At 51.7% G+C, this 26171-nt stretch carries 30 protein-coding genes and 1 rRNA gene; 6 read left to right on the forward strand and 25 right to left on the reverse strand.

From position 1 onward, the window contains the following. Together BN3772_RS13545 and BN3772_RS13550 are read right to left on the reverse strand one after the other, a co-directional pair. Positions 1 to 95: ribosomal RNA gene (locus BN3772_RS13545) — 16S ribosomal RNA — on the reverse strand; the annotation flags it as partial. Positions 96 to 590: 495 nt separating this feature from the next. After that, on the reverse strand, positions 591 to 1466 hold the full coding sequence (locus tag BN3772_RS13550; RefSeq protein ID WP_042200043.1) for a nucleotidyltransferase-like protein: 876 nt from the start codon (positions 1464 to 1466) through the stop codon (positions 591 to 593). Positions 1467 to 1595: 129 nt separating this feature from the next. Here BN3772_RS13550 and BN3772_RS13555 point away from each other — a divergent pair, with 129 nt between their 5' ends. Then, on the forward strand, positions 1596 to 1964 hold the full coding sequence (locus tag BN3772_RS13555; RefSeq protein ID WP_042180785.1) for a YgzB family protein: 369 nt from the start codon (positions 1596 to 1598) through the stop codon (positions 1962 to 1964). Positions 1965 to 2085: 121 nt separating this feature from the next. On the opposite strand, the gene BN3772_RS13560 is transcribed toward BN3772_RS13555, so the two are convergent. From BN3772_RS13560 to uptA, 14 genes are all read right to left on the reverse strand, one after another. Further along, the gene (locus BN3772_RS13560) at positions 2086 to 3801 is read right to left on the reverse strand and encodes a glycosyl hydrolase family 18 protein (RefSeq protein ID WP_042200084.1); all 1716 of its coding nucleotides are present in this window, start codon (positions 3799 to 3801) and stop codon (positions 2086 to 2088) included. Between the two features lie 219 nt (positions 3802 to 4020). After that, on the reverse strand, positions 4021 to 4452 hold the full coding sequence (gene perR, locus BN3772_RS13565) for a peroxide-responsive transcriptional repressor PerR (protein ID WP_042200045.1): 432 nt from the start codon (positions 4450 to 4452) through the stop codon (positions 4021 to 4023). 136 nt (positions 4453 to 4588) lie between these two features. Next, a complete protein-coding gene (locus BN3772_RS13570; RefSeq protein WP_244444742.1) occupies positions 4589 to 6454 on the reverse strand; it encodes a DUF4097 family beta strand repeat-containing protein in 1866 nt (621 codons plus the stop codon). Positions 6455 to 6495: 41 nt separating this feature from the next. Next, positions 6496 to 6966 carry a GNAT family N-acetyltransferase gene (locus BN3772_RS13575; protein WP_042200046.1) on the reverse strand — a complete coding sequence of 157 codons (471 nt, stop codon included), beginning with the start codon at positions 6964 to 6966 and terminating at the stop codon, positions 6496 to 6498. Between the two features lie 90 nt (positions 6967 to 7056). Beyond that, the gene (gene gatB, locus BN3772_RS13580; RefSeq protein WP_042200047.1) at positions 7057 to 8502 is read right to left on the reverse strand and encodes an Asp-tRNA(Asn)/Glu-tRNA(Gln) amidotransferase subunit GatB; all 1446 of its coding nucleotides are present in this window, start codon (positions 8500 to 8502) and stop codon (positions 7057 to 7059) included. A 53-nt stretch (positions 8503 to 8555) separates the two neighbouring features. Then, a complete protein-coding gene (gene gatA, locus BN3772_RS13585; RefSeq protein WP_042200049.1) occupies positions 8556 to 10013 on the reverse strand; it encodes an Asp-tRNA(Asn)/Glu-tRNA(Gln) amidotransferase subunit GatA in 1458 nt (485 codons plus the stop codon). Positions 10014 to 10037: 24 nt separating this feature from the next. Further along, positions 10038 to 10325 carry an Asp-tRNA(Asn)/Glu-tRNA(Gln) amidotransferase subunit GatC gene (gene gatC, locus BN3772_RS13590; protein WP_042180796.1) on the reverse strand — a complete coding sequence of 96 codons (288 nt, stop codon included), beginning with the start codon at positions 10323 to 10325 and terminating at the stop codon, positions 10038 to 10040. Between the two features lie 140 nt (positions 10326 to 10465). Next, the gene (locus BN3772_RS13595) at positions 10466 to 10849 is read right to left on the reverse strand and encodes a hypothetical protein (RefSeq protein WP_042180798.1); all 384 of its coding nucleotides are present in this window, start codon (positions 10847 to 10849) and stop codon (positions 10466 to 10468) included. A 145-nt stretch (positions 10850 to 10994) separates the two neighbouring features. Then, complete coding sequence (locus tag BN3772_RS13600; RefSeq protein WP_042200050.1) at positions 10995 to 11219, reverse strand: hypothetical protein; 225 nt, start codon at positions 11217 to 11219, stop codon at positions 10995 to 10997. Further along, on the reverse strand, positions 11216 to 11545 hold the full coding sequence (locus tag BN3772_RS13605; protein WP_042200051.1) for a DUF5345 family protein: 330 nt from the start codon (positions 11543 to 11545) through the stop codon (positions 11216 to 11218). The genes BN3772_RS13600 and BN3772_RS13605 overlap by 4 nt, the downstream gene beginning before the upstream one ends. Further along, positions 11538 to 12068 carry an RNA polymerase sigma factor SigY gene (gene sigY / locus BN3772_RS13610; protein ID WP_042200088.1) on the reverse strand — a complete coding sequence of 177 codons (531 nt, stop codon included), beginning with the start codon at positions 12066 to 12068 and terminating at the stop codon, positions 11538 to 11540. Before sigY ends, BN3772_RS13605 begins: the two co-directional genes overlap by 8 nt. 478 nt (positions 12069 to 12546) lie before the next feature. Next, positions 12547 to 13179, reverse strand: a complete 633-nt coding sequence (locus tag BN3772_RS13620) for an MBL fold metallo-hydrolase (protein WP_042200053.1) — start codon at positions 13177 to 13179, stop codon at positions 12547 to 12549. Between the two features lie 3 nt (positions 13180 to 13182). Further along, positions 13183 to 13749, reverse strand: coding sequence for a thioredoxin family protein (locus BN3772_RS13625; RefSeq protein WP_042200054.1), 567 nt, complete (start codon positions 13747 to 13749; stop codon positions 13183 to 13185). Beyond that, a complete protein-coding gene (gene uptA, locus BN3772_RS13630) occupies positions 13746 to 14360 on the reverse strand; it encodes an undecaprenyl phosphate transporter UptA (protein ID WP_039877205.1) in 615 nt (204 codons plus the stop codon). The genes BN3772_RS13625 and uptA overlap by 4 nt, the downstream gene beginning before the upstream one ends. Positions 14361 to 14577: 217 nt before the next feature. Here uptA and BN3772_RS13635 point away from each other — a divergent pair, with 217 nt between their 5' ends. Together BN3772_RS13635 and BN3772_RS13640 are read left to right on the forward strand one after the other, a co-directional pair. Further along, the gene (locus BN3772_RS13635; protein ID WP_042200057.1) at positions 14578 to 14913 is read left to right on the forward strand and encodes an autorepressor SdpR family transcription factor; all 336 of its coding nucleotides are present in this window, start codon (positions 14578 to 14580) and stop codon (positions 14911 to 14913) included. Beyond that, a complete protein-coding gene (locus BN3772_RS13640) occupies positions 14913 to 15566 on the forward strand; it encodes an SdpI family protein (protein ID WP_052380500.1) in 654 nt (217 codons plus the stop codon). Before BN3772_RS13635 ends, BN3772_RS13640 begins: the two co-directional genes overlap by 1 nt. Positions 15567 to 15617: 51 nt before the next feature. Here the strand turns inward: BN3772_RS13640 and BN3772_RS13645 are convergent, their stop codons facing one another. From BN3772_RS13645 to yyaC, 5 genes are all read right to left on the reverse strand, one after another. Beyond that, positions 15618 to 18098 (reverse strand): O-antigen ligase family protein, encoded by a 2481-nt coding sequence (locus BN3772_RS13645; RefSeq protein WP_052380501.1) that lies wholly within the window; start codon positions 18096 to 18098, stop codon positions 15618 to 15620. Between the two features lie 164 nt (positions 18099 to 18262). Next, positions 18263 to 19456, reverse strand: coding sequence for a class I SAM-dependent methyltransferase (locus tag BN3772_RS13650; protein ID WP_209443649.1), 1194 nt, complete (start codon positions 19454 to 19456; stop codon positions 18263 to 18265). 128 nt (positions 19457 to 19584) lie between these two features. Then, positions 19585 to 20256, reverse strand: coding sequence for a DUF6483 family protein (locus BN3772_RS13655; RefSeq protein ID WP_042200091.1), 672 nt, complete (start codon positions 20254 to 20256; stop codon positions 19585 to 19587). Between the two features lie 205 nt (positions 20257 to 20461). Next, a complete protein-coding gene (locus BN3772_RS13660; RefSeq protein WP_042200062.1) occupies positions 20462 to 21250 on the reverse strand; it encodes an alpha/beta fold hydrolase in 789 nt (262 codons plus the stop codon). A gap of 75 nt (positions 21251 to 21325) precedes the next feature. Continuing rightward, on the reverse strand, positions 21326 to 21853 hold the full coding sequence (gene yyaC, locus BN3772_RS13665; RefSeq protein ID WP_244444743.1) for a spore protease YyaC: 528 nt from the start codon (positions 21851 to 21853) through the stop codon (positions 21326 to 21328). A gap of 193 nt (positions 21854 to 22046) precedes the next feature. Between yyaC and BN3772_RS13670 the strand changes: the two genes are divergently transcribed. Next, complete coding sequence (locus BN3772_RS13670) at positions 22047 to 22271, forward strand: DUF1128 domain-containing protein (RefSeq protein ID WP_042180822.1); 225 nt, start codon at positions 22047 to 22049, stop codon at positions 22269 to 22271. A 107-nt stretch (positions 22272 to 22378) separates the two neighbouring features. On the opposite strand, the gene BN3772_RS13675 is transcribed toward BN3772_RS13670, so the two are convergent. Continuing rightward, the gene (locus tag BN3772_RS13675; protein ID WP_042200063.1) at positions 22379 to 23098 is read right to left on the reverse strand and encodes a pirin family protein; all 720 of its coding nucleotides are present in this window, start codon (positions 23096 to 23098) and stop codon (positions 22379 to 22381) included. Positions 23099 to 23391: 293 nt separating this feature from the next. Between BN3772_RS13675 and BN3772_RS13680 the strand changes: the two genes are divergently transcribed. Together BN3772_RS13680 and BN3772_RS13685 are read left to right on the forward strand one after the other, a co-directional pair. Continuing rightward, a complete protein-coding gene (locus BN3772_RS13680) occupies positions 23392 to 23928 on the forward strand; it encodes a YtxH domain-containing protein (RefSeq protein WP_042200064.1) in 537 nt (178 codons plus the stop codon). Positions 23929 to 24073: 145 nt separating this feature from the next. After that, entirely contained in the window at positions 24074 to 24406 is a 333-nt protein-coding gene (locus tag BN3772_RS13685) for a DUF5665 domain-containing protein (protein ID WP_039877217.1), read from the forward strand. A gap of 96 nt (positions 24407 to 24502) precedes the next feature. On the opposite strand, the gene BN3772_RS13690 is transcribed toward BN3772_RS13685, so the two are convergent. Genes BN3772_RS13690 through BN3772_RS13700 form a run of 3 tightly spaced genes read right to left on the reverse strand, consistent with a single transcriptional unit; the run spans position 24503 to position 26080 of the window. Then, positions 24503 to 25273: a sigma-70 family RNA polymerase sigma factor gene (locus BN3772_RS13690; RefSeq protein ID WP_042200065.1), complete on the reverse strand. Its 771-nt coding sequence runs from the start codon at positions 25271 to 25273 to the stop codon at positions 24503 to 24505. Continuing rightward, on the reverse strand, positions 25270 to 25722 hold the full coding sequence (gene rsbW, locus BN3772_RS13695; protein ID WP_042180829.1) for an anti-sigma B factor RsbW: 453 nt from the start codon (positions 25720 to 25722) through the stop codon (positions 25270 to 25272). The genes BN3772_RS13690 and rsbW overlap by 4 nt, the downstream gene beginning before the upstream one ends. 19 nt (positions 25723 to 25741) lie before the next feature. Then, positions 25742 to 26080 (reverse strand): STAS domain-containing protein, encoded by a 339-nt coding sequence (locus BN3772_RS13700; RefSeq protein ID WP_042200066.1) that lies wholly within the window; start codon positions 26078 to 26080, stop codon positions 25742 to 25744. Positions 26081 to 26171: the final 91 nt, after the last annotated feature.

A 26171-nucleotide genomic window follows, 5' to 3' on the forward strand; every position in this document is an offset into this window, starting at 1 on the left:
GCTAAGCTTACCCCGAAGGATAAGCTCCGCTCGACTTGCATGTATTAGGCACGCCGCCAGCGTTCGTCCTGAGCCAGGATCAAACTCTCCAATAAGGTTTTTCCGAGCGATCACTTCACCCGAATCACTTCGAGGAAATAACCTTCCGAAAACTATCGAAAAGAGCGATTGCTCATTTTGAAACATCTGACGAGAATTTACATTCTCTACTTTTGGATCTCACCGAAGTGATCTCCAGATACTCACTCGTTGTTCAGTTTTCAAAGATCAAGCTCGCCATTGCCTTATATATTCTCGTCAGCAGCGACCTTTATAATATATCATGCTTCCCTCGTTTTTGTCAACATCTTTTTTTGATTTCTTTTTTCCGTTGATCCCCTTCTGCTTCTCAGCTTTAAGGTGTGTCGGAGGGACGAGTTATAATTTAACATAGAATTAACAACCGAGTCAACAGTTAAATTTTCAGTTCATTTATTGGTATCGTTGTTTAACTTTCACACCTAAAAACCAACAAAAAAAGAGAGTACATTTCCTCTCCTTAGCTTGACCTATTCAGCTTCACAGCATGCATGCCGGTGATCTTTTTGTATCTATAGTGTGTAGCGGACTGCGCGGCCTTCAGCAGCATCATCGGCCCAGGCCGTTATCTCTCTAATCTGTGAACGGGACACCAGCTTGCGCAGTACAAGCGGTAATTCAGCACCAAGCGGACTTAGACCGGAATGCTGTAATAATTCTTTAATGCTCCAGGACTCTTTGCGGCTTCCCAGAATATCCAGCAGCAGGCTGCAGCAGTCAGACATTTTGGACATAAGAGCAAACTCACAGGCGAGCAGAATAAGCTCAACTCTCTGATCAAGCGTTTCGGTGCTCACTGTCAGCTCCTCATACAGCTTGTGAACCGGGGTATTCAGACTTTTCACCTGCTCCCACACTGCGGGACTTGGAAAGAACCCCGCCTCGCTAACCTCAATCCGTGCCCAGTGATATAAAGCAATAAGTACACAATTATATGCATCCATCGTGCAGTCGGCTTCAAGGTAGCGCTTGGATTTTACATACATGTGCAGGAAACGGGCAAATTCCATAAACAAAACCCGCTCTTTAAGCGGTCCCTGAAACCGGACTATTTCACGCCGCATCTCTCCCAGAATCCCCTTAGGGTCCCAGATAACCTCACCCGCTACCAGACTGGTAAGCAGTTCGTTGTTATCCCCTGCCAATACAGCCCGTTCAAGTGCAGGCAAACCTACATGCACTGTCTGCGTCCGCCGCTCACCTGCAACGGTGTGAGTCAGAACCCGTTCCTTTTCCTGCTCCTCATGCAGCATCAGTACCACCATATCAAAATCGTGAAGCAGAGCGCTCTCAAACGGAGCATTGCCCTGTTGCCGCAGTGCTATAGCGCCCAGGACAGTCTCGTCAAACGTTTCTCCACTCAATAAGGTCAAATTGGATAGTTCCATGCTTCCCTCCATCAAATTTGGCGATTTTGCATCACGTCAGTTATAATTCTTATAAAGAATAATATTCTACATAGTCATGTCAGTTCCTTCCGGAAGTCCCAACTATATTTTAGTTAGGAGCTAAGCGATATGAAGATGAAGTCGGCTAAAATCAATGCTTTTCGCACTTGGGGACTGCTGCTCACTATGGTTGGTATGGGCCTGATGATTGCCGGAACGGCAGGCATTGTATTCTGGGGATCCGCAGGGAAAATAGCTGCCGCTATCGGACTTGTTATCGGACTGATCTCGATGACAGCCAGTCTGGCCATCTATTTCTGGGCAGGTATGCTGTCTACAAGCGCTGTCCAGCTGGAGTGTCCGGAATGCGGAAAGCTTACCAAAATGCTCGGTAAAACCGACCGCTGCATGTTCTGTCACACCCTGCTTACCCTGGATCCTGCACAAGCAACCCTGACTTCCGAGCAGCTTGAAAGTCAAAAGCTTCAGCATCCCTAGAATGCCCGGCGTGCAATTCTCTTCTTATTATCCACTCCCCCACTGAAAAATCACTGAAACATTGATGTAAACAAAGAAAGGTGCCCCAAACAGGGCACCTTTCTTCTATATACCGGATCGTCTACTTACTTATTTCCTGAAGTGTCTGCCAAGCCTCCAGCGTTCCGAAGCTACGGGTCCAGGAAGCAACTCCGCCAAGTCCGAACGATTTGGCAAGCTCAACCCGTGATTTCAGGGAAACCTTGTCCTCAATCCAGATTTTGTTAAGCACACCGTCTACTTTGTATTCCACATAATTCTGACCTGCCTTGTTATCGAAGGACGGGGTCAGTTTCTTTTCCGCCAAAAGCTCCTGAACCGTCTTCATGCCTACCGCCTTGGAGCTTACCTTCTTCTCCCCGTTCTCCATTGTCTCAGTCCAGATGCGGGTATAGAGCGGAACACCGAGAATCAGCTTCTCGGCCGGCACATCGTCCTCCTCAATAATCCGGCTTATCGAGTTCTTAACCCATGGCAATGAGGCTACCGAGCCTGCTGTGGGGCTGGACGCCCAATGCTCGTCATACGCCATAACAATTAAAAAGTCCGCTGCTGAGCCAAGCGCTCTCCGGTCCAGAAACAGCGACCACATCTCACTATTTGATTTCGGGGTAACATCTATAGAAGTAATCAGATTTTTGGCCTGAGCCATCGGTTTTAGCTCCCGCATAAACTGCGTGACATTCTCCCCGTCCTTGGTGTACACATTCTCAAAATCAATATTAATTCCGTCAAGATCATATAAATCAGCATATTCCAGCATTTGAACAATTGTATTCATCCGCTTTTCATAGCTCGATAACGCTTCGGTGGTCAGATCTGCGTCAAAGCTGTTACTGAGCAAGCCCCATACCTCCATGCCTTGCTTATGAGCCCAATCCACATAGGCACTATCAGCCTTACTGCGTACATTACCGTCAACATCCACAATACTGAACCAGGTTGGACTGACCACGTTCACTCCGGGCAGCTCTCCAAAATTAGCCGGATTAGGCTTTCGTTCATAGACAGCCTCCCAGAACAGGTTCACAGCCTTCCCTTTCCAGCTGCGTTCCGCACGCGTAGGCACATACTCCTTCTGCTCCACTGTCTTTTCTCCGTCAGCAGTAATATCAGCAGTCTTTATATATCCGGTATAGCCGTTATCCATCTGTACATACAGCCATTCCTCATTCTCGTTCTCTGTATTCCAGATCCGTACCATTGTACCGGGAGGCAGGTCCGCAATAATGGGCGCATGAATAGTCGGCTCATTGCGCAATGCCTTCGTGCGGCCGCCTGACTCCCCTTTAACCGTGCCGGTCGGCACGCTCTCTCCGGCAGTCATCAGCAGAACAGCACCGGTGACGCTGTCCTCCTCTACCTCCAGCCCGTACAGATCTTCCAGAGCATCGGCCGGAAGATAGGTCACTCCATCCTTCTCTTCAGGAGCAAGCCGGAGCTGGACCGGCTCATTATTCAGGCTGGCCGATGTTGAATCCTCCTGCATATATAGCAAATCATTATCTGTAGAAAGAATAACGGACTTGGTAGCTTCTTCATAACGGATAGCCGGATCAACATAATCCTGCAGCAAAGGGAGCGGCAAAAGTAAACCGTCACCGGTACCGCTGGCAGAGTATCCCGTTAACTGGCCTTTTACAAAAACCGGCTGCTTCATGCCTTCCCAGTCCGGCTCGGTATGTTCACGGTTAGGCAATACATAGAAAGCGATCCAATAGGCGGCTGCGGCGATAATAACAAGTACTGCGAAAAGGCTAAAACGGCTTCCACGCTTGCGGGTACGTCCTTGTCTCATTCTGCTCTCCAAAATATATCCTCCAAAACTATCAATAGATTTAAGTGCAGTTTTCCAGTCTTAAGTATACGCTATGTTCAATGCATTGGTTGCGCAAATCTGCTGGAAGGACAGGGATTAAATGGCCTCTACGCTCCGGTATAACAAAAAACGCGTGATACCCGTTGCCGGATCCCACACGTTATAAATTCTCGCTCTTCACTTAAATTCCTTTACTGCTTAATGCTTGTTATCACTGCAGCATTTGCAGACTCCGTACATTTCCATACGCAATCCGTGAACCTTGAAACCTGTTGCGAGTTCTGCCGCATGCTCTACCTCATGAAGCGACGGATAGCTGAAGTCTTCGATTTTACCGCATTCCTGGCAGATGACATGATAATGATCGGATACATTGGCATCAAAACGGCTGGAGTTATCACCGTAGGTCAATTCACGCACCATTCCGGCTTCCATGAACATTTTCAGATTGTTGTATACTGTCGCCACGCTCATACTTGGAAACTGCGGCTCCAGCGCACGATAAATATCGTCTGCCGTAGGATGATTCAATGCCTCCATCAGATACGTCAAAATAGCATGACGCTGGGGTGTAATACGGACACCGGTAGTCTTTAATTGTTCCAATGCATGCTGTACGCCACTACCCATCAATTCCACCGCCTTTAAATTAAACCCGTAATGTAAGAAGTTAAAAACCTATACTGCAATTGTAAAACCAGAATTTGAATGTTGTCAACGCGCCAGATACATTATATTCATTATTATATAATAAAAATTACTTTTTTCAATATTCCTTCACAATTAAACTGCTGTTTCCTTCTACATGCACCTTATATTCACCTGTGCCTATTTCGCCGGAAATAGTTTTCTTGTCAATCATCAGTCCGCTAATTTCAGAATTAATATTTCCGTAACCGCTCGAACCTGCCATTGTATAATTTGCTTCAGCTGGCAGGTAAAGATTAATATCACCAACAGCGCTATAGACCTCCCAGTCCCCGCCGACAGCCTCTGACCGGACATTAATTGTGCCGTTCAGCGATTCCGCATGCAGCTCTGCCCTTACACCGTCAACTGTGAGGTTGCCGTTTTTACTGGACAGGCTTACTTCATCCCCGCTGCCTGTAGCTGAGATATTACCGACAACCGTGGAGAGCTTCAGCGCACCTGCAACATCCCAGGCATCCATGCTTCCTCCTCCTGTTGAGAGATCAACTCCGCCTTGAACGGTGCGGGCGCGGACTGCGCCGTTCAACGTTTTTCCTTTTACATTTCCAAAAATACGATGCAGAATCAGCTCACCGTTACCAGTCTCAAGAGTGATATCTTTAATGGCCTCAACGTTCTGCAGTGTTATGCCTCCGTTCATCGTCCGGATATCGAGATTGAAGCGCCGGTCTTCCGGGAGCGAAATGTCAAGGTCCATGCGCGGCTGGCGTTTGCCGGAATCGCCGTACGTTTTGTATTGAGGAGTGATTTTAATAGTGGGACCTTCTTCTACCTGGACAAAGGACTGCTCTGAAACGGCCTCTGCCTGTGGTCCTTCCAGCTGATCTACCCACACGGTGGCTGTAATTTCTATATCCTCCACTGCAGCGCGGTGGATCAGAATATCCCCGTTGATACCATCGACCGTGATCTTGGAGGTATTAAGCTCGACGGGTACAATTAGCGGCGCCTTCTCGTAACGGTTCCCTTCCGCCTCCCCGTAATCTACTGCAGCCGCAGTCAGATTAAGACTGACTTTGTTCCACAGATGCAAATAGTGCGCCTGTTCAGCCACAATAAACACACTGGCTCCCAGTACTATTGCCGACAGCAGGCCGCGCAGGTCCATCCGGGGTCTCGGGGCTTTGGTTACATTCCCCCTGCGGCGCGAAATCAGGGAAATGAGCAGATACTCCGCGCCCCACAGCACCGGGATCAGCGGCCACCATTTGAGCAATAACAGCATGCTGTCGGTTCCGTTCACCCAATCCAGCAGCAGGAGACTGCCAACGGACGCAAGTAGTGCAGCAGCTGTATAGCGGCCTACACGGCGGGGGCGGCGTTCGCCGCTTTTGCGTACCAGCATACCCTTGGCAATCTCGCGTCCCCCCAGCCATAAACCGCCAAGAATCAGAACGCCCGCAACAGCAGCAGCTGCATAGTTCTCAATAGTGTACTGAAGCCAGACCGGCTTTTGGCGGAAAAGGAACATAAGCGTTCCCCCGAAAAGCAGCATCAGACCAAAGACAATCCCCGGCTCACTGATCCAGGCACGGCGCCTGGCTGTCTTGCCCGCTGTTATCGGCAGCTCCGGCTCGGATTCCTCCGGCAGCCGGAGAATACGGTCTGCAGACTGCAGCGCATCAAATACATTGTAAAAATACACGGCAGGAATCAGAAGTGCCAGCAAAATAAGCAGAGGAACATTAATCTGCATGCCTAAAGATGAAAAATAGAGCATAGCCGCAATATCCAGCAAAATAATGAACAGGAAAGAAATCCCCTTGCGCAGAAGCCCAAAATAGAGATGTCCGCTTCCGGGAATCACGGCCGCCAATAGCCCTGCTATAAATTTGCGTTTGCGGGGGCGTTTTTTCTGGCGCGGCGGAATTACAGGTGGCTTAGGCTGGATAACAGATTCATCCTGCTGTTCGGAATTCATATCTGGACTCTTCCTTTCCCGAAAAGTATATTTCATCCTGCTCAAAGCTGCCCACCCCGGTAAAATTCAATCAGCTCCACTCCCGGAGCCACTTCCTCTATACCCGCAGGAACAAACCCGTGCTTAGTATACAGTGTTACCGCAGGGTAATTCAGTTTTCCTGTAGATACTATAAACCGCTCTATTTCAGAATAATGCCCGAAAATATAATCCAGCAGGCTTCCGGCTATGCCTTGGCGAAAATGTCCAGGATTCACCATCATCCGGGTAACCGTCAGCCTGCCCGGTGTTTCCTCAAGGACAGCTACGGCTCCCAGCAGGTCTCCGCTGTCATCAAACCGGCCGTAGAACTCCTCTTTCGCAGCAGACAGCATCTCTCTTGTCTCAAGCAGCGGGGGAATCTCATTGAAGCCGATCATCTCCGCTTCCAGCCTGTAGGCTTTGTGCTGGAGGCTCCAGAGCTCACTTAGAGTGTAATCATCCTGCAGATTCAGCCTGATTATTGTATTCATCCGCCCATTCCCCTTATATGCCGCACAGGGCCTGCCGTTGCCGACAAGCCCTGTGCATAAGATCCTATAATGAATTACCCAAACCCGGTCTTATCCGTTCAGCACTTCTGCCAAAAGGTTGTTTACCAGCCCCGGATTAGCTTTACCTTTGCTTTCTTTCATTACCTGGCCTACGAGGAAGCCGATTGCCTTCTGCTTGCCGGCTTTGTAATCCTCAACGGATTGCGGATTGGCAGCCACAACAGCTTCAACAATCTGCTTGATTGCACCTTCATCGCTGATCTGTACAAGCCCCTTTTCTTCAACGATTACAGCAGGCAGCTTGCCGCTTTCCAGCATTTCTTTAAACACGGTTTTGGCGATTTTACTGCTGATGGTTCCGCCGGCAATCAGACCGATCATCTCCCCAAGTCCCTGCGGGGTAATCTTTACCTGGGATAATTCAAGGCTGTTGCTGTTCAGATACCCGAGCAGATCCCCCATCATCCAGTTCGCAACGGCTTTGGCATCCTTTGTAAAGGCAAGACTGCCCTCAAAGAAATCAGCCAGCGGCTTGGAAGAGGTCAGTACGCCTGCATCGTAGGCTGTCAGCCCATATTCTTCGCTGTAACGGGCCTGGCGGGCATCCGGCAGTTCCGGAATGGTCTCGCGGATGGATTCCTTCCAGGCATCGTCAATATGCAGGACAATCAGATCCGGGTCCGGGAAATAACGGTAGTCATGTGCTTCCTCTTTGCCGCGCATGGACAGGGTTTTGCCCTGTGCCTCGTCCCAGCGGCGGGTTTCCTGTACGACCACACCGCCGTCATCAAGGATTTCTCCCTGGCGGAACTGTTCATATTCAAGGCCGCGCAGTACACCGCGGAAGGAGTTCATATTCTTCAGCTCGGCGCGGATACCAAATTCGTCCTGTCCCACAGGGCGCAGGCTGATGTTGGCATCACAGCGCATGGAGCCTTCCTCCATCTTCACATCGGAAACATCGCAGTACTGCATGACTGCACGGATCTTCTCCAGATAAGCACGCGCCTCTTCCGGCGAACGCAGATCCGGTTCAGAAACGATCTCTATCAGCGGAGTTCCCACCCGGTTGAAGTCAACCAGTGAAGCAAATCCGCCGTCCACGTGGGTCAGCTTGCCTGCATCTTCCTCCAGGTGAAGGCGGGTAATGCCGATCCGCTTTGTCTCTCCGTTCACCTCAATATCAATCCAGCCGTTCAGGCCGATCGGCTGGTCGAACTGCGAAATCTGGTAGGCTTTCGGCGAATCTGGATAAAAGTAGTTTTTGCGGTCGAACTTGCTGACATCACCAATAGTGCAGTTCAGCGCCATAGCCGCTTTCATAGCATAATCCACCGCCTGGCGGTTCAGCACAGGCAGCACGCCGGGATGCCCCAGGCAGACCGGACAGGTATGGGTATTAGGCGGAGCACCGAATTCCGTCGAGCAGCCGCAGAAAATTTTGGACTTGGTATGAAGCTCCACATGAACTTCCAGCCCGATGACCGTTTCGTATTTAGACATAAATGATCTCATCCCTTAAAAGTTTTGTGAGCCTGTTCCCTGTACAGCGTATTATCCGGCGGAGCTTACAGCTGTGGCCGCTCTTTGTGGAAATCTGTATGTTGTTCAAAGGCGTGCGCAACGCGCAGCACGGTGCTCTCGTCAAATTCCTTCCCGATAATCTGCAGTCCGACCGGCAGACCGCCGGCAAAGCCGCAAGGAATGCTGACCGCAGGAATGCCGGCCAGATTGACCGGAATGGTCAGTATATCGTTTAAATACATCGTCAGCGGATTTTCCGTCTGTGAGCCCAGCTTGAAAGCAGTAGTCGGCGCTGTAGGGCCGATTACCACATCATAATTCTTGAAGACTTCATCGAAGTCTTGCTTAATCAGGGTGCGCACCTTCTGCGCTTTCAGATAATAAGCATCATAATAACCGGAGCTCAGCGCATATGTGCCCAGCATAATCCGGCGCTTCACCTCTGGACCGAAGCCCCGGCTGCGGGAATTGTGGTACAGATCAAGCAGTCCGCCGCCCTCATCCACACGCACACCATAACGGACGCCGTCAAAGCGGGCCAGGTTAGAAGAGGCTTCCGATGAAGCGAGCAGATAATATGCTGCTACTGCATATTCCGTATGCGGCAGGGAAACTTCTTCCCATACTGCGCCGAGGCTTTCCAGTACTTTAAGTGCGGACATTACCTGTTCGCGCACCGATGGATCTACACCTTCGCCGATATATTCCTTCGGCACGGCAATGCGAAGTCCGGAAACATCGCCGGTCAAAGCGCTCAAATAGTCGGGGATGTCCACTTTTGCAGAGGTGGAATCCTGGGCATCGTAGCCTGCGATCGCCTGCAGCACATATGCGGAATCCTCCACATTACGGGTTACCGGGCCGATCTGATCAAGCGAGGAAGCGAAAGCCACCAGACCGTAACGGGACACCAGACCATAGGTCGGCTTCAGGCCGACTACACCGCAATAAGATGCTGGCTGGCGGATCGAGCCGCCGGTATCCGAGCCAAGCGCGAACAACACTTCACCGGCGGCAACAGCCGCTGCCGAACCGCCGCTTGATCCTCCGGGAACATGCTCCAGATTCCATGGGTTACGCACAGCACCGTAAGCGGAGTTTTCATTAGAGCCGCCCATAGCGAACTCGTCCATGTTCAGCTTACCGACCGTTACCGCATCCGCCTGACGCAGCTTAGAGACAACGGTCGCATCATAAATCGGCTGGAAATTGTCCAGGAACTTACTCGCACAGGTAGTGCGCAGCCCCTTGGTAACAATGTTGTCCTTTATCCCGGCAGGCAGACCGAACAGCAGGCCGCGCGCCGCTCCTGAAGCCAGCTTGTCGTCCAGCGCACGTGCAGACTGGCGTGCCCCTTCCTCATTCAGCGTTAAAAATGCATGTACCTTACTGTCACGATCAGCAATAGCAGCCAAAGATTGCTCCGTCAGCTCACTGACGGAAATTTCCTTGCTCTGCAGCATGTTATGTAGTTCTGGCAATCGATATTGAAACAGGCTCAACATTCTTCCTCCTTTTCGGTATGGTTATTCCAGTACAGCGGGAACCTTAAAGTGGCCGTCTTCATCCTCCGGCGCGTTAAGCAGAGCTTCGTCCTGGGACAGGCTCTCCTTCACGACATCCTCACGCATAACGTTACTGACCTGCAGCACATGTGTAGTCGGCTTTACATTTTCTGTATCCAGCTCATTCAATTTCTCGGCATATTGTAAGATAGCATTCATTTGTTCAGTAAAAACAGCCTCTTCCTCCGGGCTTAGCTGCAGTCTGGCCAGCTTGGCCACATGCTGCACATCTTTGACAGTAATGCTCATAAAGAATATCCCTCCTGTTTAAAGGGCTAAAGCGCCCGGATAACGTTTTTAATTATATTGTAGAAGCCTGGACAATTCAATGTACTTGTCATTCCGCCCTTTATCTGGATAACAAAAAGACCGGCTTGCGCCGGTCTTCATTAAATCCAAGCCCGGAGATTCACCTGTTTGATGAATTCCGCCTGGGACATGCTCTCTTTAGGTGCTGCTTCCGCTTCTTCCGCTTCAGCATCCTCGCCGTTCATCAAATGATGAAACAGCTTCTCGTTATACGTCGATAAAGCATAGTCGATCAAGGCCTCATGCGTCGCTCTTTCGGCTTCCGCCTCCAACAGCTGATCTTCCGCCTCAATGTCCTCTGCAGTAACATAAAAATTCCTGTTAGCCTGAGGGACCCGGATGACGTAATCAAACGCATTGTCAGGATTGCGGTCATAAGCAATCAGGTAGCCGTAGTCTCCGATAGGAAGACTCTGTTCAAACGCGTCAGCAACAATGACAATCTTCTCTCCCAACCGCAGCATCGCCTTACCTCCTGCTCCAAAATCTATCATGGTTCTACTTGTTTCAACAGTCTACTAGAAAAAGCTAGAGCTGTCCAGCAGCAGCAGGAGTGTTAAATGAAAGTTCACAATAATTTTCTGAAAACAAACATTGTGTAATTTTGATTCAGCGTTTCTGTCCGGTTGTCCGGCGGCGTTCCGGCAGTACAACAAACAGCAGGTAAACAACCAGCGGCGTGGGAAATCCGGTCATCCCCCATAATCCCCAGAACCAGGCTGCCCTGCCTTTATCCCTGCTGCGGGCATCATGGAAAAGCCATGTCCCCTGAACCAGCAATATGGCTGCAATAACAGCCCATAGCCAATAAGGCACATCACGCAGTTCCTTCATTGCCCCCTCTCCTCCCGTCGCTGCCTGACCTTTACCGCGGCCAGCCCCCCAAGTACAGCAAGCGGAATTACCGCTTGGATAACCCAATAAACAGCAGGCGCAAAACCAAGAACAGTCAGAACAATACTTAAGAGGAGTATTGCAGCCAGTAAAAACAGCAGCAGCTCCCGGCGGCTCTGGCTCCGTCTGCGGTCAGCCTCTGCGGCCAGAAACTGCTGCATCGCCGGTAAGGACGGTGCCGGGATGTCATCATACTGCGCATCCAGCCGTTCCAGCTCAGCAGACAGCTTGTTCAAAAGCTTCTGGTCCTCGGCATCATTATTCATCCTCTTTGAGCTCCTTTCTCAGCTGCTGCAGACCTTTAGACACACGTGATTTAACGGTTCCGGAAGGGACCTCCATAATGCTCCCGATCTCTTCATAGCTGTAGCCGTAGTAATGCTTCAGAAGTACAGCTACACGCTGGGGCAGCGGCAGCCTGGACAATGCATCAAGTACATCGCTCCATTCCATATTGCGGCTCTCGAACCGCCAGCGGATAGCCGCCGCTCCCCGCTCCCGGCGCAGCCATTCTGACTCCCTCTTCCATCGCCGTTTACGGTCAATGTACAGCCGGGTTGCAATCGTGATCAGCCATGAGGAGAAGGCTGAGGTCCCATTGTAATTGCCGATCTTCTCCATAGCCCGCACCATAGTGTCCTGGGCAAGCTCTTCCGCCAGGGAAGGGTCCATAGTAGCTTTGATTAAATATTTGAACAAGAAGTTGTAGTGCTCCCGCAGAAGCCCGGCCAGCGCCGGGGCATCCCCCTGCTGTGCCTGCCTGATTAACTCCAGCGTCCCTTCGTCCATCAGCTTCCTGTTCCCTCCTTCATTTGTGCACAGCTGTAATACGTCCGTAGCTGCCGGATCGTTCATTCCCGGTCCCGGTTATTTTGCAGCTCCCATAATCTGCGTCTCCAGGGCTGATAGCGCCCCCGGCCGGCCGGAAATCCCCAAAAACATAAAAGGCTCCGTGTCTCTCCGGCCGTCTGAGTTTCCTTTGCCTGTGGATGATGTAGCGCCGGCCTCTCTATACTTTCAGCCTTTAAATCAGCTTCACTTAAGCTGGAGCAAACATATAAATCAATACTATCGTTCTTCAATGAACTTCCTCCCATACAAATAAACCCGTCTAAACAGACAAAAAAAGAACGCAAACCGGGATTAATTCCGCAGTCTGCGTGCTTCGCGAGGTAAATGTTACATTTAATTAACGTTATTGTAGCAACTTTGTATCCTTCTGTCTATCTCTATTTTCTCGCTTTTTGTCGCCTGGTCAGGAATGCCGTCACTGCATGGGGACGTAAGGATTGTTCCGGCGCTCAAAGCCAATGGTCGTCCGCGGGCCGTGCCCCGGATAAACCTTCACTTCTTCATCCAGACGGTATAGCTTGCCGCGCAAGGAATCAACCAGATCCCGCTCTCTGCCTCCAGGGAGGTCAGTACGTCCTACACCAAGCTTAAACAGGACATCTCCGGAAAAAAGATCATTCCCGCACAGGAAGCTGACGCTGCCCGGCGAGTGACCCGGAGTATGAAAAACTTTGAAGGTAAGCCCTAGCAGCTGCAAAATCTGGCCCTCGGCCAGATCATATTCCGCAGGCTCCGTACTGATCGGAGGTGAGGCCTCCGGCCACATCAGAGAGCCGTTCAGCTTGGGACTGACCAGCCACTCACTCTCCAGGGCATGTACATAAACAGGGCAGTTTTTGGCTTTGCGCAGTTCATCCACACCGCCAATATGGTCGAAATGGGCATGGGTCAGCAGAATCGCTTCAATCTCCATATCTTGAACAGCGCGCAGCAGTGCAGCAGGATTCATGCCGGGGTCGATGATGACACCCCGCTGCGGATCTGCTCCGGTAAGCAGATAGGCATTGGTCTGGAGCGGGCCCAGATTATAGGAGCGGATATTTAACATTGATCAGAGACCCGAAATCAGAGTGCGAAGCTCACTGGCAATAACCGCGTGCGACTCTGTTCCTTCTCCGTAGGCCTGCCCCATAGCCTTGCGCACTTCCGCAATTTTGCTGTCGTAATCAGCAGCTTCACGGTCAGGATTCTCCTGTTTGAAGGCACGCATCAGTGTCTGTACATGCTCTGGACGCGGTCCCCAGTGCCCCAGCACATATCCGCCTGTATCGGCAAAGATTACAACTGGCACTGATCTTCCGCCCATCGTAAGAAAATCATCCATAAGATCCTGATTCTCTTCAAGAATCAGCACTTCAGTCTTGATCCCTGCGGTCTCCAGAATCCGGAATACAACCGGCACATTGCGCACAACATCACCGCACCAGTCCGCAGCCAAAATCAGCACGCGCAGATCATCACGATGATTCAGGCTTTCAAAAAATTCACGGTCGTCCCCGTTATCCCATGCAAACTTCTCATACCAGGATTCAAACGCCTGCTGGTTTTTGGTCATGCTCTCCACGAACTGGCGGGGGGTCAGGCCTTGGCCAAACTTATGGGCTACATTCTGCTTCATGCTGCACTACCCTTCTTTTTGGATTTATACCATTTGAACAGAAAATAGATAATAATAACGGCAATTGCAACCAGAAGAATCTCACGGGTATACTTACCCGCAACCTCATCAATAGTCTCCCATTTGTCACCCAGGGTGTATCCCAGGTATACAAACAGCGCACTCCATGGAATCACAGCAAGTGTAGTAAGCAGAGTAAATTTACCCAGCGGCATACGTGATATACCTGCAGGCACTGAGATGGCATGACGGACGACCGGAATGAACCTTGCGGTGAAAATAACACCGGTACCATACTTTTTAAACCATTCCTCTGAGTGGTCGATATGCTTCTTGTTAATCAGAATATACTTTCCGTATTTCTCCAGCACCGGTCTTCCGCCGTAGCGGCCGATCCAGTACACAAAAATCTGTGCAATTACACCGCCAATTGTACCAAAAATAATGGCTCCGAAGAAATTAATGTCGCCCTGTGAAACCAGATAGCCGCCAAATGCGAGCACGATTTCACTTGGAATGACCTCCAGCATCAGCCCGATCATAATCCCGAAATAACCAAGACTCTGAATCCATTCAAACAAATGTGAGATCAGATCAGATATAACATGCAACTGCAGCCCTCCTCCCTTTGAATGCAAAATGTAAACTGCCGGAAATCCCGGCATTTTTCTGCTCTATGTACCCGGCTTCTACTAGCTTATTCTAGCATATGCCGGCTTACAACTTCTAGTTAAGGCACACAGCTGAATAACCGCCAATGACAATTACAGGAATTAGCGCGATTATATATTTAGACAATTATCTAAATATTGAAAGGTCGGACAGAACATGAATGAATCCTTTAAAGCGCTGGCCGATCCAACCCGGAGGCAGATCATCCGGCTGCTGCGCGAGAAAGACCGGACCGCAGGCGAGATTGCCGATTACTTCCGGATGACCAAACCCAGCATCTCCCATCACCTAAGCGCCCTGAAGCATGCCGGGCTGGTACAGGATGAGCGCAAGGGGCAGTTTATTGTGTACTCACTCAATACAACTGTGCTTGAGGAGGTCCTGGGATGGTTTCTGGAACTGACCGGTGCCGGTAACAGCAATGAGGCTGAACCGCCTGCAGCCAAGGATCAGCCCCGCGGGAAGCTCCAATCTGACAAGGAGGAAATATGATGGAGGATTTTAAATGGAAATGGCAGGACACGCTGATCGTTATATTCGGTATGCTTGCGCTCGGGTACGCTCTGGCTAACTATAGCAGACTGCCGGACCTGCTCCCTGCCCAGTTCAGCATTACAGGAGAAGTGAACAGGTATTGGCCCAAAAGCTCAATTATTATTCAAGGCGCCTTTCTGGGCCTCATTCTTCCGTTAGCAATGCAGTTCATCCGCCGGGCCGACCCCAAGAAGGATAATTACAGGAAATTTGAAGCTGCCTATAAAATGATCCGTCTGGCTATAGCCGTCGTGATGGATGCTATGCTGGTGCTCGCTGTGGCCAAAGGGCTGAATCCCGGTTTTGCTGCAGGCAAGCTTGCCATTGCCGTCATCGGTGTGCTGTTCATCGCGCTGGGCAACTATATGCCGCAGATAAAAGACAACTATTTCACCGGCATTAAGACACCCTGGACGCTTGCGAGTCCTGAAGTCTGGCGCAAAACACACCGTTTCTCCGGGTACATGTGGGTAGCCAGCGGAGTATTATTGATGCTTGCTGCATTTCTGCCTGCAACGCTGTCGATCAGCCTGATTATCACCGCTCTGCTGATTGCTGTCATTGTACCTTATGTTTACTCCTGGCTTATTTCACAGCGGATGAAGGCGTAGGGATGGTGCAGGAGCGGGCAGGAGCCAGCAAAATACTGTAGGCTGGGCGATCTAGGGATAGCCTGAACCCCGCATAAGCTCCAATGAATCTTGCCCGTTTGCCTCCACTGTCCGCACCCGGACGGCTGCTGCGATCAGCTGATCCAGCTTCACACCCAGCTCTTCAGCTTCAGCTGAAAATGCAAAACCCCGGTCATTATGTGCCTGACCTTTATTATGTTCAGAAAGTGCCAGCAGCCGGTATCCCCTCGTCAGCTCGTGTCCGGCATACGCCATTGCCGCCGCGCTACTCCGGTCGCCCTTGGCTAAAAAATGCTGTCCCATCTGCAGCAGCCCCTTTGCTGCGCTCTCCCACTTGACGGCATTATACCGGTCCAAATCCAAGCTCCTTCTCATCCAGTACAACGCTCTGCCCGGATCATTGCCATTCAAATATGACTCTGCCAGCAGCCAGTGCAATTCGGCATCGCCTGGGGAATACCTAAGACTGCTGTGCAGCAGCTCTATCTTCTCCCGCTCCGGAAGCAGAACGGCAAGGTTAATGGCTGTACGCGGAGCATACGGATTGTAACGCAGCGATTTCCGGAGCAGTATGCTTTGTTCTTCAGGTGCAGCAGAACCTGAAGCTTGCTTGAATAAGACCTCCCCCCTCCACAGCTTGAAGGAAATTCCGGTACATATCAGACAGAAGCAGACCGTTGCGATCAGCAGTTCCCGTACTCCTGACCGCTGTGCTGAACTGCTGCGGGTCATCTGCCCCTGGCGGGCAGAGCTCCGCCGTGATAGGGTGTTCAACACCAATTTCGTTGCGGAAGCTGTAAGTCCAGGGACAGACTTGGCTGCCGGCACTAATGCAACTGCGGGTACAGAGACCGGTTTAAGCACATCGGCCGTGTCCGAATTGCATCCGGCGTCCTTAGCCCGGCTGACCGGCCTGTGCAGCGGCGATCCGGCCAGCGCCCGTGCTGTCAGCAGAAACAGCAGCAGCCAGAACAGCCCGTAGCTCCAGCTGAAATCCACCGCCCCGTGCAGGAGGATTATGAGCATTGGAGGCAGCAGCCCGGGGGCGTTCCTGCCGGCTATATATAGTGCTGCGAGCAGCATGAGCAGCAGAACGGCACCTCCGGCGATGCCGAGATTCAGCAGGAAATCGAGGTAGCCGCTGTGTACCTGGCTGCCGACATAGGGGCGGGACTGGACGGCGAGGTACGCGCTGCGCCAGGTCTCGCCCCCCTGCCCCAGCCAGGGCGCTTCCCCCGCGAGGCGCAGAGCGTCGCGGTAGAACAGCCCGCGGGCGGCGGCCGTCGGGGACGGCCCGCTGATCCGCCCGCGCAGCAGTGCCAGGACGGCGCTGCCCGCCGCCGTCCAGAGCCCCGCCGCCAGCAGCATGGCGGCGGGGTCCCTGCCCGCCGCACGCCTGCTGCGGCGGCACAGCCACAGGCCGGCGAGCAGCGCGCCGGCCCAGCACCCGGCCAGCAGCAGCAGGCCGGGCAAGGGCTCTGCCGCCAGCCCGGTGCGGGCCAGCTGGCGGTAGAGCAGCGCCGCTGCAGCCGCAGGCGCGGCGGCGCAGATAAGCAGCGGCGCGGCAAGCTGCCGCTGCAGGAGCAGTGCCGCTGCGGCGGCGCAGGCCGCAGCGAGCATGGCGCCGCGCGACTCGCTGAGCAGCAGCGCGGCGGCGTAAGGGAACAGAGGCAGCATGCGCAGCAGCTGCCTCGCGGTGTCCGGCGCGCGGAGCCGGCCTTGCGCCGATGCGCCGGCCTGCCGCTCCCCGGCGGCGGCTATGACCCGCTCCAGAAGAAAGACTGCCATCGCCGCGCCGAAGGCATTAGGATACTGGAGCAGGCCGCCCAGTCTCGCTCCGGCAACACTTACAGCCGGAGAAGCTGTATAGGCAACCGCAAAGGGAACCGGCAAGCCGCCGCAGACAGCCAGCAAGCCGCTTAAGCAGATTGTCATCCCAAGCATTGTCCACAGGGCTTCAAGAAACCGGGTTCCCCGGCGGCTGCCTGCACAAACAACAGCACAACAAGCAAAGCCCGCATATAGACCCCAGCGCAGAAGCTCATTAAGCGTACCCAGCACTGATAACGGCTCCCGCAGCTGAACGGCATACAACGCCAAAATCAGCAGCAGACAGCCCGCAGCAACGATAACCGCTTTACCGGCCCCGCGCGTCATACCAGCCTTACCCGGCTGACCTTCCATGCCGCTCCCGGCATTACATACCCGCTTGTTCAAGCCTGGAGCGGGCAGAACAAAGCTGGAAGACGGCATCCGGAGCTTCGCAGGAAGTTTACGCATGGCGGACTTTGCAGGGAATGCGGGTATTGCGGCCTGGTGCCAGCCCACAAACAGGCAAGCAGCGGCAGCAGCGGTACATAGGCCGAACCATACGGCCATAAGCCCGTACATTTCTCTGGCAAAAAATAAGCCGCGCAGCAGACAGGCCGCAGCCGCTGCAGCAGTAACCATGCCCGCACTTCCCCATACCGCTATAATCTGCAGCCTGCGCTTCCCTTTAACTGCGCTCATCCCATCACTCCAGGCACTTAAGATATCTGTAAGTATTTCCAGATTCCCTCTTGCGCAACGGACACAAAGCAATCGTTACAAAAAAAACAGCAGGACGGCTTGCTCCTTCCGGAGACAGCCGTCCTGCCAGTTATCATACTTTAGTCTTCTCTCATAAGGCAGCTTCAGCCCTGGGCCGGAGTTTCCGCGGGCAGTAGATCCGCACAGACACGTTCAAGGTACGGCTTCGCCCCCAGAAAATCACGGAATGCGCTGTATTCACGCCATTTGGCAGCTTTGTCTCCGCTGCCGGCTTTGACTGCACGGATAAGGATATTCTTGGGTGTATGCTCCATGTCGATGAATTCCAGCAGCTGGCTGCGGTAGCCCATCAGCTCCAGCAGCTTGGCCCGGATTGCATCAGTGGCAAGCGCCGAGAAGCGCTCCTTGAGGATGCCATGGGACAACAGCGGACTCAGCACCTCATTCTCAACCTGGTTAAACAGCTCATGCTGGCAGCAAGGTACAGACAGGATGACCGAAGCGCCCCAGCGGACCGCTTTTTCCAGTGCGGCATCAGTGGCAGTATCACAGGCATGCAGGGTAACGACCATGTCCACCTGATCCAGCTCGTTGTAATCGGCAATGTCGCCCACAAGGAACTTCAACTGATCATAGCCCAGCTTCGCAGCCAGCTGGCTGCAGTGGGCAATAACATCCGCTTTGAGGTCAAGGCCGACGATGTTCAGCTCCCGGCGCTCCCGGACAGCCAGATAATGATACAAGGCAAACGTCAGGTAAGATTTGCCGCAGCCGAAATCAACAATGGTTAAAGGGCGCCCGGCCGGAAGGTCGGCCAGCACATCCTCAACCATCTCCAGGAAACGGTTGATCTGGCGGAACTTATCGTATTTCTTGGCCAGCACCTTGCCTTCACTGTTCATTATCCCCAGCTCGATCAGAAACGGAACAGGCTCTCCCTCATCCAGCACATAACGCTTCTTACGGTTATGGGCCAGATCAGGCGCCTCCTCCTTGCTGGCAGATTTCGTCAGGATCGATACTTTGTACTTCTTGCTGATCAGCACCTGATAATCCGCCTCAATGGTGCACACCAGCGCCTGGCGGAAGGTTGACCGCAGAAGAGACATCATCTCCGCAGCGGCTTCTTCAGCCGGAATGTTCCGGTGCTCGACCTTAGGTCCGGTGAAGTAGGCAAACTGGTAATGCAGCTTCCCTTTGAGCTCAACCGGCTTGACCTGGACTTTGCTGTAGGCGACCTCGCCTTTACTGCGCAATTGGCTTAATGTAGCCGATATTAAGGTGCGGTTGTTAATCACCTGTACGATTAATGTATTTAAAGATTCCACGGGGTACATCTCACTTTCACCTATTGAATAGAGAACGGGTTCTCATTAGCAGCTGCTATATTATAGCATGCCCGGCACACAGATATTATAAAAGGCTGCTGCATTAGTATATCAGCTATAGAAAACGTACTTGTGAGCTAGCTTTGCTCCTGCCTGGCAGCCGCAGTAATTCTCTCCCACTCGGCCTGTCCCTGGCGGACTTCCTCCAGCGGAAGACCGCCGAGCTCCAGCGCTTCTGGCTCCTTCAGCAGCAGCCGCCGGTAGAGTCCCTGGCCTTCCACAGCAACATCTGCCCCCTGCTCCCATAACCGGTACAGGCTGTCCTCTGCTTTGGCATAACGTCCGTCAGACTCAAGATAAGGCAGCAGCAGGCGTTCTGTTTTGACGGGAAGCCGGTAACCCTGTATGTTATCCAGCAGCTCTGCCACTTCCTTGGTCATTCCCAGCAGCTCCCGGTCAGCGCCGTGCTGATCTGCGTAGAGGAATAAATGCAGGGCGCGCATAGACCGCAGCAGCGCAGCTTCCTCATTCCCTGCGGCTGCATAAATGCTGCCCTCCTCCTTAAGCAGCCGGGCCACACCCTGCAGCTTGTCGGACTCTATAATACCGCCCAGGCGGAACATTTCGATCATGTCTTCCACGGACAAAGAGTTCAGCAGACGGGAATTCAGCCGGAAATGCCGGTTAAACTGCTCATCCACTTCCCACAGGGCCTCCGTCGTTTTTTTCTCCTGCTTGAGGGTCATCACCTTGGCTACCATTGCTGTCATATCTTCAATCATCCGGACGATATAATCTCTTCGGAACATAAATCCAACGCCTCCCCGGAAAATATGCCGGCTGCCGGTATGTAAAACCGCAGCTGGCAGAATATCAGATGCTTCTAGGATCATCTTAAACCATTCCCGGTCCTGTGCGCCACTTCACTGATCCATAACCTAAAGAGGCAGCCGTCCGCGCATCCGCGGCAAGCTGCCTCTTTAGACCGATCCTAATTTCCTTCCACATGTACAATTATTTCTTGGCTGCAGGCACCTGTGCAAAATCCTTAATCATCTCAGCCAGACGCTCTGGAGCTTCATACATACTCATATGTCCTGCTCCCGGGATGACTGCCTTGGTAATATTCGCCTTATCGGAGGTAAAGATCCGCTCAGCCGGCACCAGGCTGTCCTCCGCACCGGCAACAAGCAGCACCGGTACAGCAGCCGCAGAGATTACATCACGGCGGTCCGGACGCTCCCGCATCGCCAGAGCCGCGCCTGCTGCGCCTTGCGGCGGAGTCTTATAGCCAATCTCCTTGGCCCGCTGGAGCAGCTGAGGAGCGGCACCTGAAGCGAACAATCCGGGAACCAGTGCATCCACAAATGAGGTGATCCCTTCATTCTGGATCGTACTGACGCTCTTGAGCCGTTTCTCTCTGGCTTCCTCACCGTCCGGATAACCGGTTGAATGAATTAGCCCGAAGCCCTTCAGCCGGGAAGCATAGCGCTGGGCAAAGGATAACGTGACATAACCGCCCATAGAATGGCCCAGCAGATATACATCCTGTATCTCCAGGGCATTCAGCAGGGAGAGCACATCATCGGCCATCTGATCTATGCTGTATGCGCCAAGCGGAGCATCCGATGCGCCATGTCCGCGCAGATCCGGGGCAATCACCCGGTAGCTGCCGCTCAGAAAGGGGATGACCTGCTCAAAATAAGCCGAGCTTCCGCAGAAGCCGTGGAGCAGTACAATAACTTCACCCTGCCCCTGATCACTGTAACAAATATTACTTCCTTCACAACGGATATTTTCCATGGCTGCTTCCTTCTTTCTATGTAATAACTTAGGCTTGTTCTAATTATTAAGCAGAACAGCACTGCTTGAAACGTCCTAAAGCGCCAGTCCAAAAGCTTTTGCCGCAGCCAGGGCAATCTGCTCTGACATCTGAATAACCCGGTACAGCGGTGTGGTCTGCAGTGTGCGGTATGGAAAGGGGCCGTTCACCCCGACGATAGCAGCCAGACTGTAATTTCCGACCTCCGGCAGGCTAAGCCCAATGGACTGCGCTGGACGCAGCGGCTCACTCGCGGCGAAATAGCAGCCAAGGGCTGCCGGAGGACCCAGGCAGGCATCAATCGCTATAACAAGCTGCCCTTCCGGAATAGCTGCAATCCGCGCCACCAGATTATCCGCATCGCAAGGCGAGGGCAGGGTACCGGTAACATGGGGGAATCCGTGCTCCAGCAGCCTGCTGCCGGTCAAGGGGCCGAGGGCATCGCCTGTAGAACGGTCTGTGCCGATACATAGAAAGGTAATCTGCTCTACAGGATGCCGGCCGGCAATATCATGAAAGAAGGCCCTTAGCTGTTCTGCATCCATTTTAATCCGTTTTCTGCTCTCCTGCTCCCTGATTGCCACGATCCTTGCCTCCTTATCCCGATAAATAATCGTATTGATTCCCTCTAATTTAACATGTTTTTTGCAGACCGGACAAAAAAATGGTGTTTCTTTACCCTGTCATGATAAAATACTTCAGAAGAAACAGCCGCACCCTTTCACAGGACGCCGGCCATTTCATTGAATCATACTCAGAAAGGACTGTTTGCACTTCATGGATCTGACAAAGCCCAGCCAGGAAAATGTGGAATATATGATTGAGGGCATCAAAACCAAGCTTAAAATGGCGAGCGCAGCCGCCATGCAGGCATCTGCTTTCTCGGTAGACCACTATGAGGATATTCTGGATATCTACGAGGTTGCTATGGGCAGCGACCGGCTCAGCATTTCCCAGGTCGAAGCGCTGGTATCAGAGCTTGGCCGCCTGCGGAACAAATAACAAGCCTTAGACGACACAGGAGCTCCCCGCCCGGCTGCCATTTACAAATGGTTCCGGTCGGGGAGCTCCTTTACTTTTTATCCGGATTCAACTGATAAGTCCGTTTTCTATGGCAGATCAATCAGTATAAACTCTGCTGTCCCGCCGTTAGTTGTCCCTTTAAGCGTAAGATCACAGCTTTTACGGATACGGGCGGCATCACCGGGCTGAAGCTGAAATTCTCCTTCGCTGCAGCTGACCTCCAGATTACCTGAGATCAGGTAAATATGTGTACGGCGGTCTTCCTTTTGCGGATATTGCACCAGCCTGTTCGTTTCAAGCACGGACAAATAGACCGTTACGTCTTCACCGAGCTTAAGCGCCCCGTCTATCTCTGCTCCTGAAGCTACCGGAAGCAAAGTCCCTGTCTTCAGCTCACGCGGGAAAAATTTAGCATCCCAGGAGGGTTCAACTCCAGGACGGTCAGGCAGCAGCCACATTTGCAGAAACCTGACATTGTCATCCGGTGAGGTATTGGTCTCCGAATGGTTGATTCCTGTCCCTGCACTCATAACCTGAACACTGCCTGCCTGAAGCTCGGCATGATTCCCAAGATCATCCTGATGCCGCAATACGCCTGATATTACATAAGTAATAATCTCCAGATCGTGATGCGGATGCTCCTCCATTCCCTGCTCCGGCTTCAGCTCATTGTCGTTATGGGCCAGCAGTGCACCGAAATGTGCGTTGCTGGGATCATCATAGTCGGCAAAAGAGAAGCTGAATTCGCTGTTGATCCATTGTTTATTCGAAGTATGACGCTCTGCTGACGTGATTATTTTTATCATTAGTTATGCACCTCCAAAGATGTTCGAATCTCTGCATTCGTAATAAAAAAGGGGGGTGTATGCCCCGGTTTATATTGATAATAGGCGCCTTAATTATGTATTTCTTACCCTCAACCTTTCGCTGTCAATCAGAACGAATTACTATATAATTCCATCCCGCGGTTTTTCTCTTGGGTAATGTTTCCTGAGCCTTCCTGCTGTTTCAGCCTATATCCCGAAGTTTATATACGAAGTAAGAACATTCAGGCTATCCTGAACAACAAGTGACCCTATACTATTAAGGAGTGATTATAATGAACAAGGCAGAGACAGAACATCCGGTAGAAAGCGGCAGCACATTCTTTAAAGGTATTTTTATCGGCGGACTATTAGGTGCCGCAGCCGCATTATTGTTTGCACCTAAGCCAGGCCGCGAAATACGCAGTGACCTGTCTGACAAACTTACACTTGCAACAGATAAGACTAAGGAAGTTGCCGGTGTGGTAACTGACAAGACCAAAACTATTGCTACTACTGTCGGAGAAAAAGCAACGGATCTGGCCAGCACTGTATCCGCTAAGGCTTCTGACATCCTCACTACGGTCAGCGACAGCAAGCAGCAGATCGCTGCAACACTGCAGGAGACCGGCAAAAAAATCGGGGAGACTGTAGCCGAAGCATCCGGGGACGTGGCTTCCGATGTCAAAAAAGCATCTGAGGAAGTAACCGATGAAGCCAAATCTGCTTCAAAAGAGGTTGCCGATAAGGCCAAGGATGCCAAAGACGAGGTCGCCAGCGAAGCTAAAGATGCCAAGGAAGAGGTTAAATCCTCTTACAAGTCCTCTTACTAAAATACTGTGACCTGCGGCTCAGTCTGAAGTGGAGAACAGCCAGCTCAGTGCAGCTGGCTGTTCTTATGTAATCAAAACTTCTCATAACAAGAGTAAGTATGCATTATATTAAAGCCTTTATGGCTCAAGAAAGCGGGGAGACCTTATGGGAGATGCAGGCAGCAAGACCAAAACATATGAAGTCGATGAGCATCCCTTTGAGCTGCGGCACGAGGTTAAGCGGCTGAATGCCAGACTGGACAAAATAGCAGATTCTCTGGAAAAATCCGAATTCAAGGACATCCTTGAGAACTATACCAACCCTAAGAAGCGGATTGTAACCAATCTGATGGCCGGCATATCACGGGGCTTGGGTCTGTCTCTCGGGACCTTCGTTATCCTTGGTTTACTCGGCTATGTGCTCAGCCTGTTTCTTGATGTTCCTGTCATTGGAGAGTATCTCGGCGAGATCAAAACCTATATTGATGCGAACAGCTAACGCCCGTGCTTCAGGGCCGGCCGGAAATAAATAAAGGACATGCCCTTTCCCGGAGGATAGGCATGTCCTGTTTTGTCTTTGCTTATACGGCTAGCTTCAATAGGAAGAGTTAGCCATGATCTGCTTCAGCTTCTCAGTGGCCCGCTTCTGAATCCGTGACACACTCATTTGCGACACGCCCAGCTTCTGGGCAATAGCCCGCTGGGATTGGCCGTCCTGGAATGCAAGCAGCAGCACCTGCTGCTCCTGTTCCTTGAGTTGGCCCAGCGCCTGCTGGAGATCCATCCGCTTTTCAACGGTTTCATAGTCATTGGCGTCAGAACTGATCAACTCGCCGAGTGTAGCGCCTGTATCCTCCTGGGAGAGCGGCGAATCAAGCGACACGTAATGGTAGCATTCTCTGCCGGCCAGCACTTCAACAGTTTCTTCCACGGTAAGATCAAGATAATGGGCTATTTCCTCTACAGCGGGCGAACGCTCCAGCCTGATGGTTAGCTCATCAATAGCCTGCTGGACAAGCGCCCCCTTCTCCTTGATTCGTCTCGGAACCTGTATGTACCAGGATTTATCCCGCAGGAAGTTCTTCATATGACCGATCATACTCTTCATTGCATACGGCTCAAAGGGAATTCCCAGACTGATGTCGTATTGTTGAAGCAGTCGAATCAGCGCCATCTGTCCTACCTGGTACAGATCTTCATAGAGGTCGGGACGGTTGCGGGCAATTTTGCCTGCCGCCATCTTGACCATAGGTTCGTATTTGCGGATCAGTACAGTAGCAATTTCATTATCTTTGGTCTGCTGGTATTCCCAGATCAGACTTACCGCTTCGTTCATGGACTCTGGGGGAGTCACTTTGTCACTCATACTTTCTCCTCGCTAAAATTAAGCCGCTTTGTCAGGGTAACGACCGTCCCTCTCCCAGCTTCACTCACGACGCTAACATCATCCATGAGTGCCTGCATAAGATAAAAGCCCAGTCCGCCTACCTCAACATCATTCAGCTCTTTGTCATGCAGCGTCATGCGCGGTTCAGGTGAACCCACTCCGTCAAAGCTCTCCCCCTCGTCTTTGACAGTGATGGACAAGGCACTTGTCCCCACTTCGAAAATTACATCTACAAGCCCGTCTTCCTGGCCGTATGCGTACAATACGGAGTTGTTACAGGCTTCCGATACGGCTACCTTCATATCCTCAATATCCTCGTAGGTAAAACCCATTTTTGAGGCAATTCCATATAAATTCAGTCTGACGATATCGACATATTCTGCGCTGGCGGGTAACTGAAGAACTACTTTTTGCACGTCATCACTCATCCTTGTTTCGATCCTTTCCTTAGTGGGAGTTCTCTTGGGGGGCAAAAAACTTGGAAATACCAGTCATATCAAACAGCTTCTGAATCTGAGGCGGAACTTCCTCAACCGTAAATTTAACATCCATTCCGTGTCTTGCCTTGAGAATCGAGAGCAGAATACCAATACCTGTGCTGTCGATATATTTTAAATCCTTAAGATTAATAACGAGATCCAGTCCCGTGTCTCCCACAAGCGGCTCCATGACCAGACGGAAATCCGGAGCGACTGACAAATCTAGCTCTCCAATCAGATAAACCGTACATACATTGCCTTCAGTTTCGGTCTTTGCGTGGAATTTTTCGCTTTTATGTGTATTCATAGACAATCTCTCCTGATTAAATGTTTTCTTTACCAATAACCCTAAAGGCATAGTGTTGAAACAAAACATGCACAATCCGCAGCAGGTAATT

The sequence above is a fragment of the Paenibacillus camerounensis genome (assembly GCF_000723885.1).
GTDB classification, from domain to species: domain Bacteria; phylum Bacillota; class Bacilli; order Paenibacillales; family Paenibacillaceae; genus Paenibacillus_AQ; species Paenibacillus_AQ camerounensis.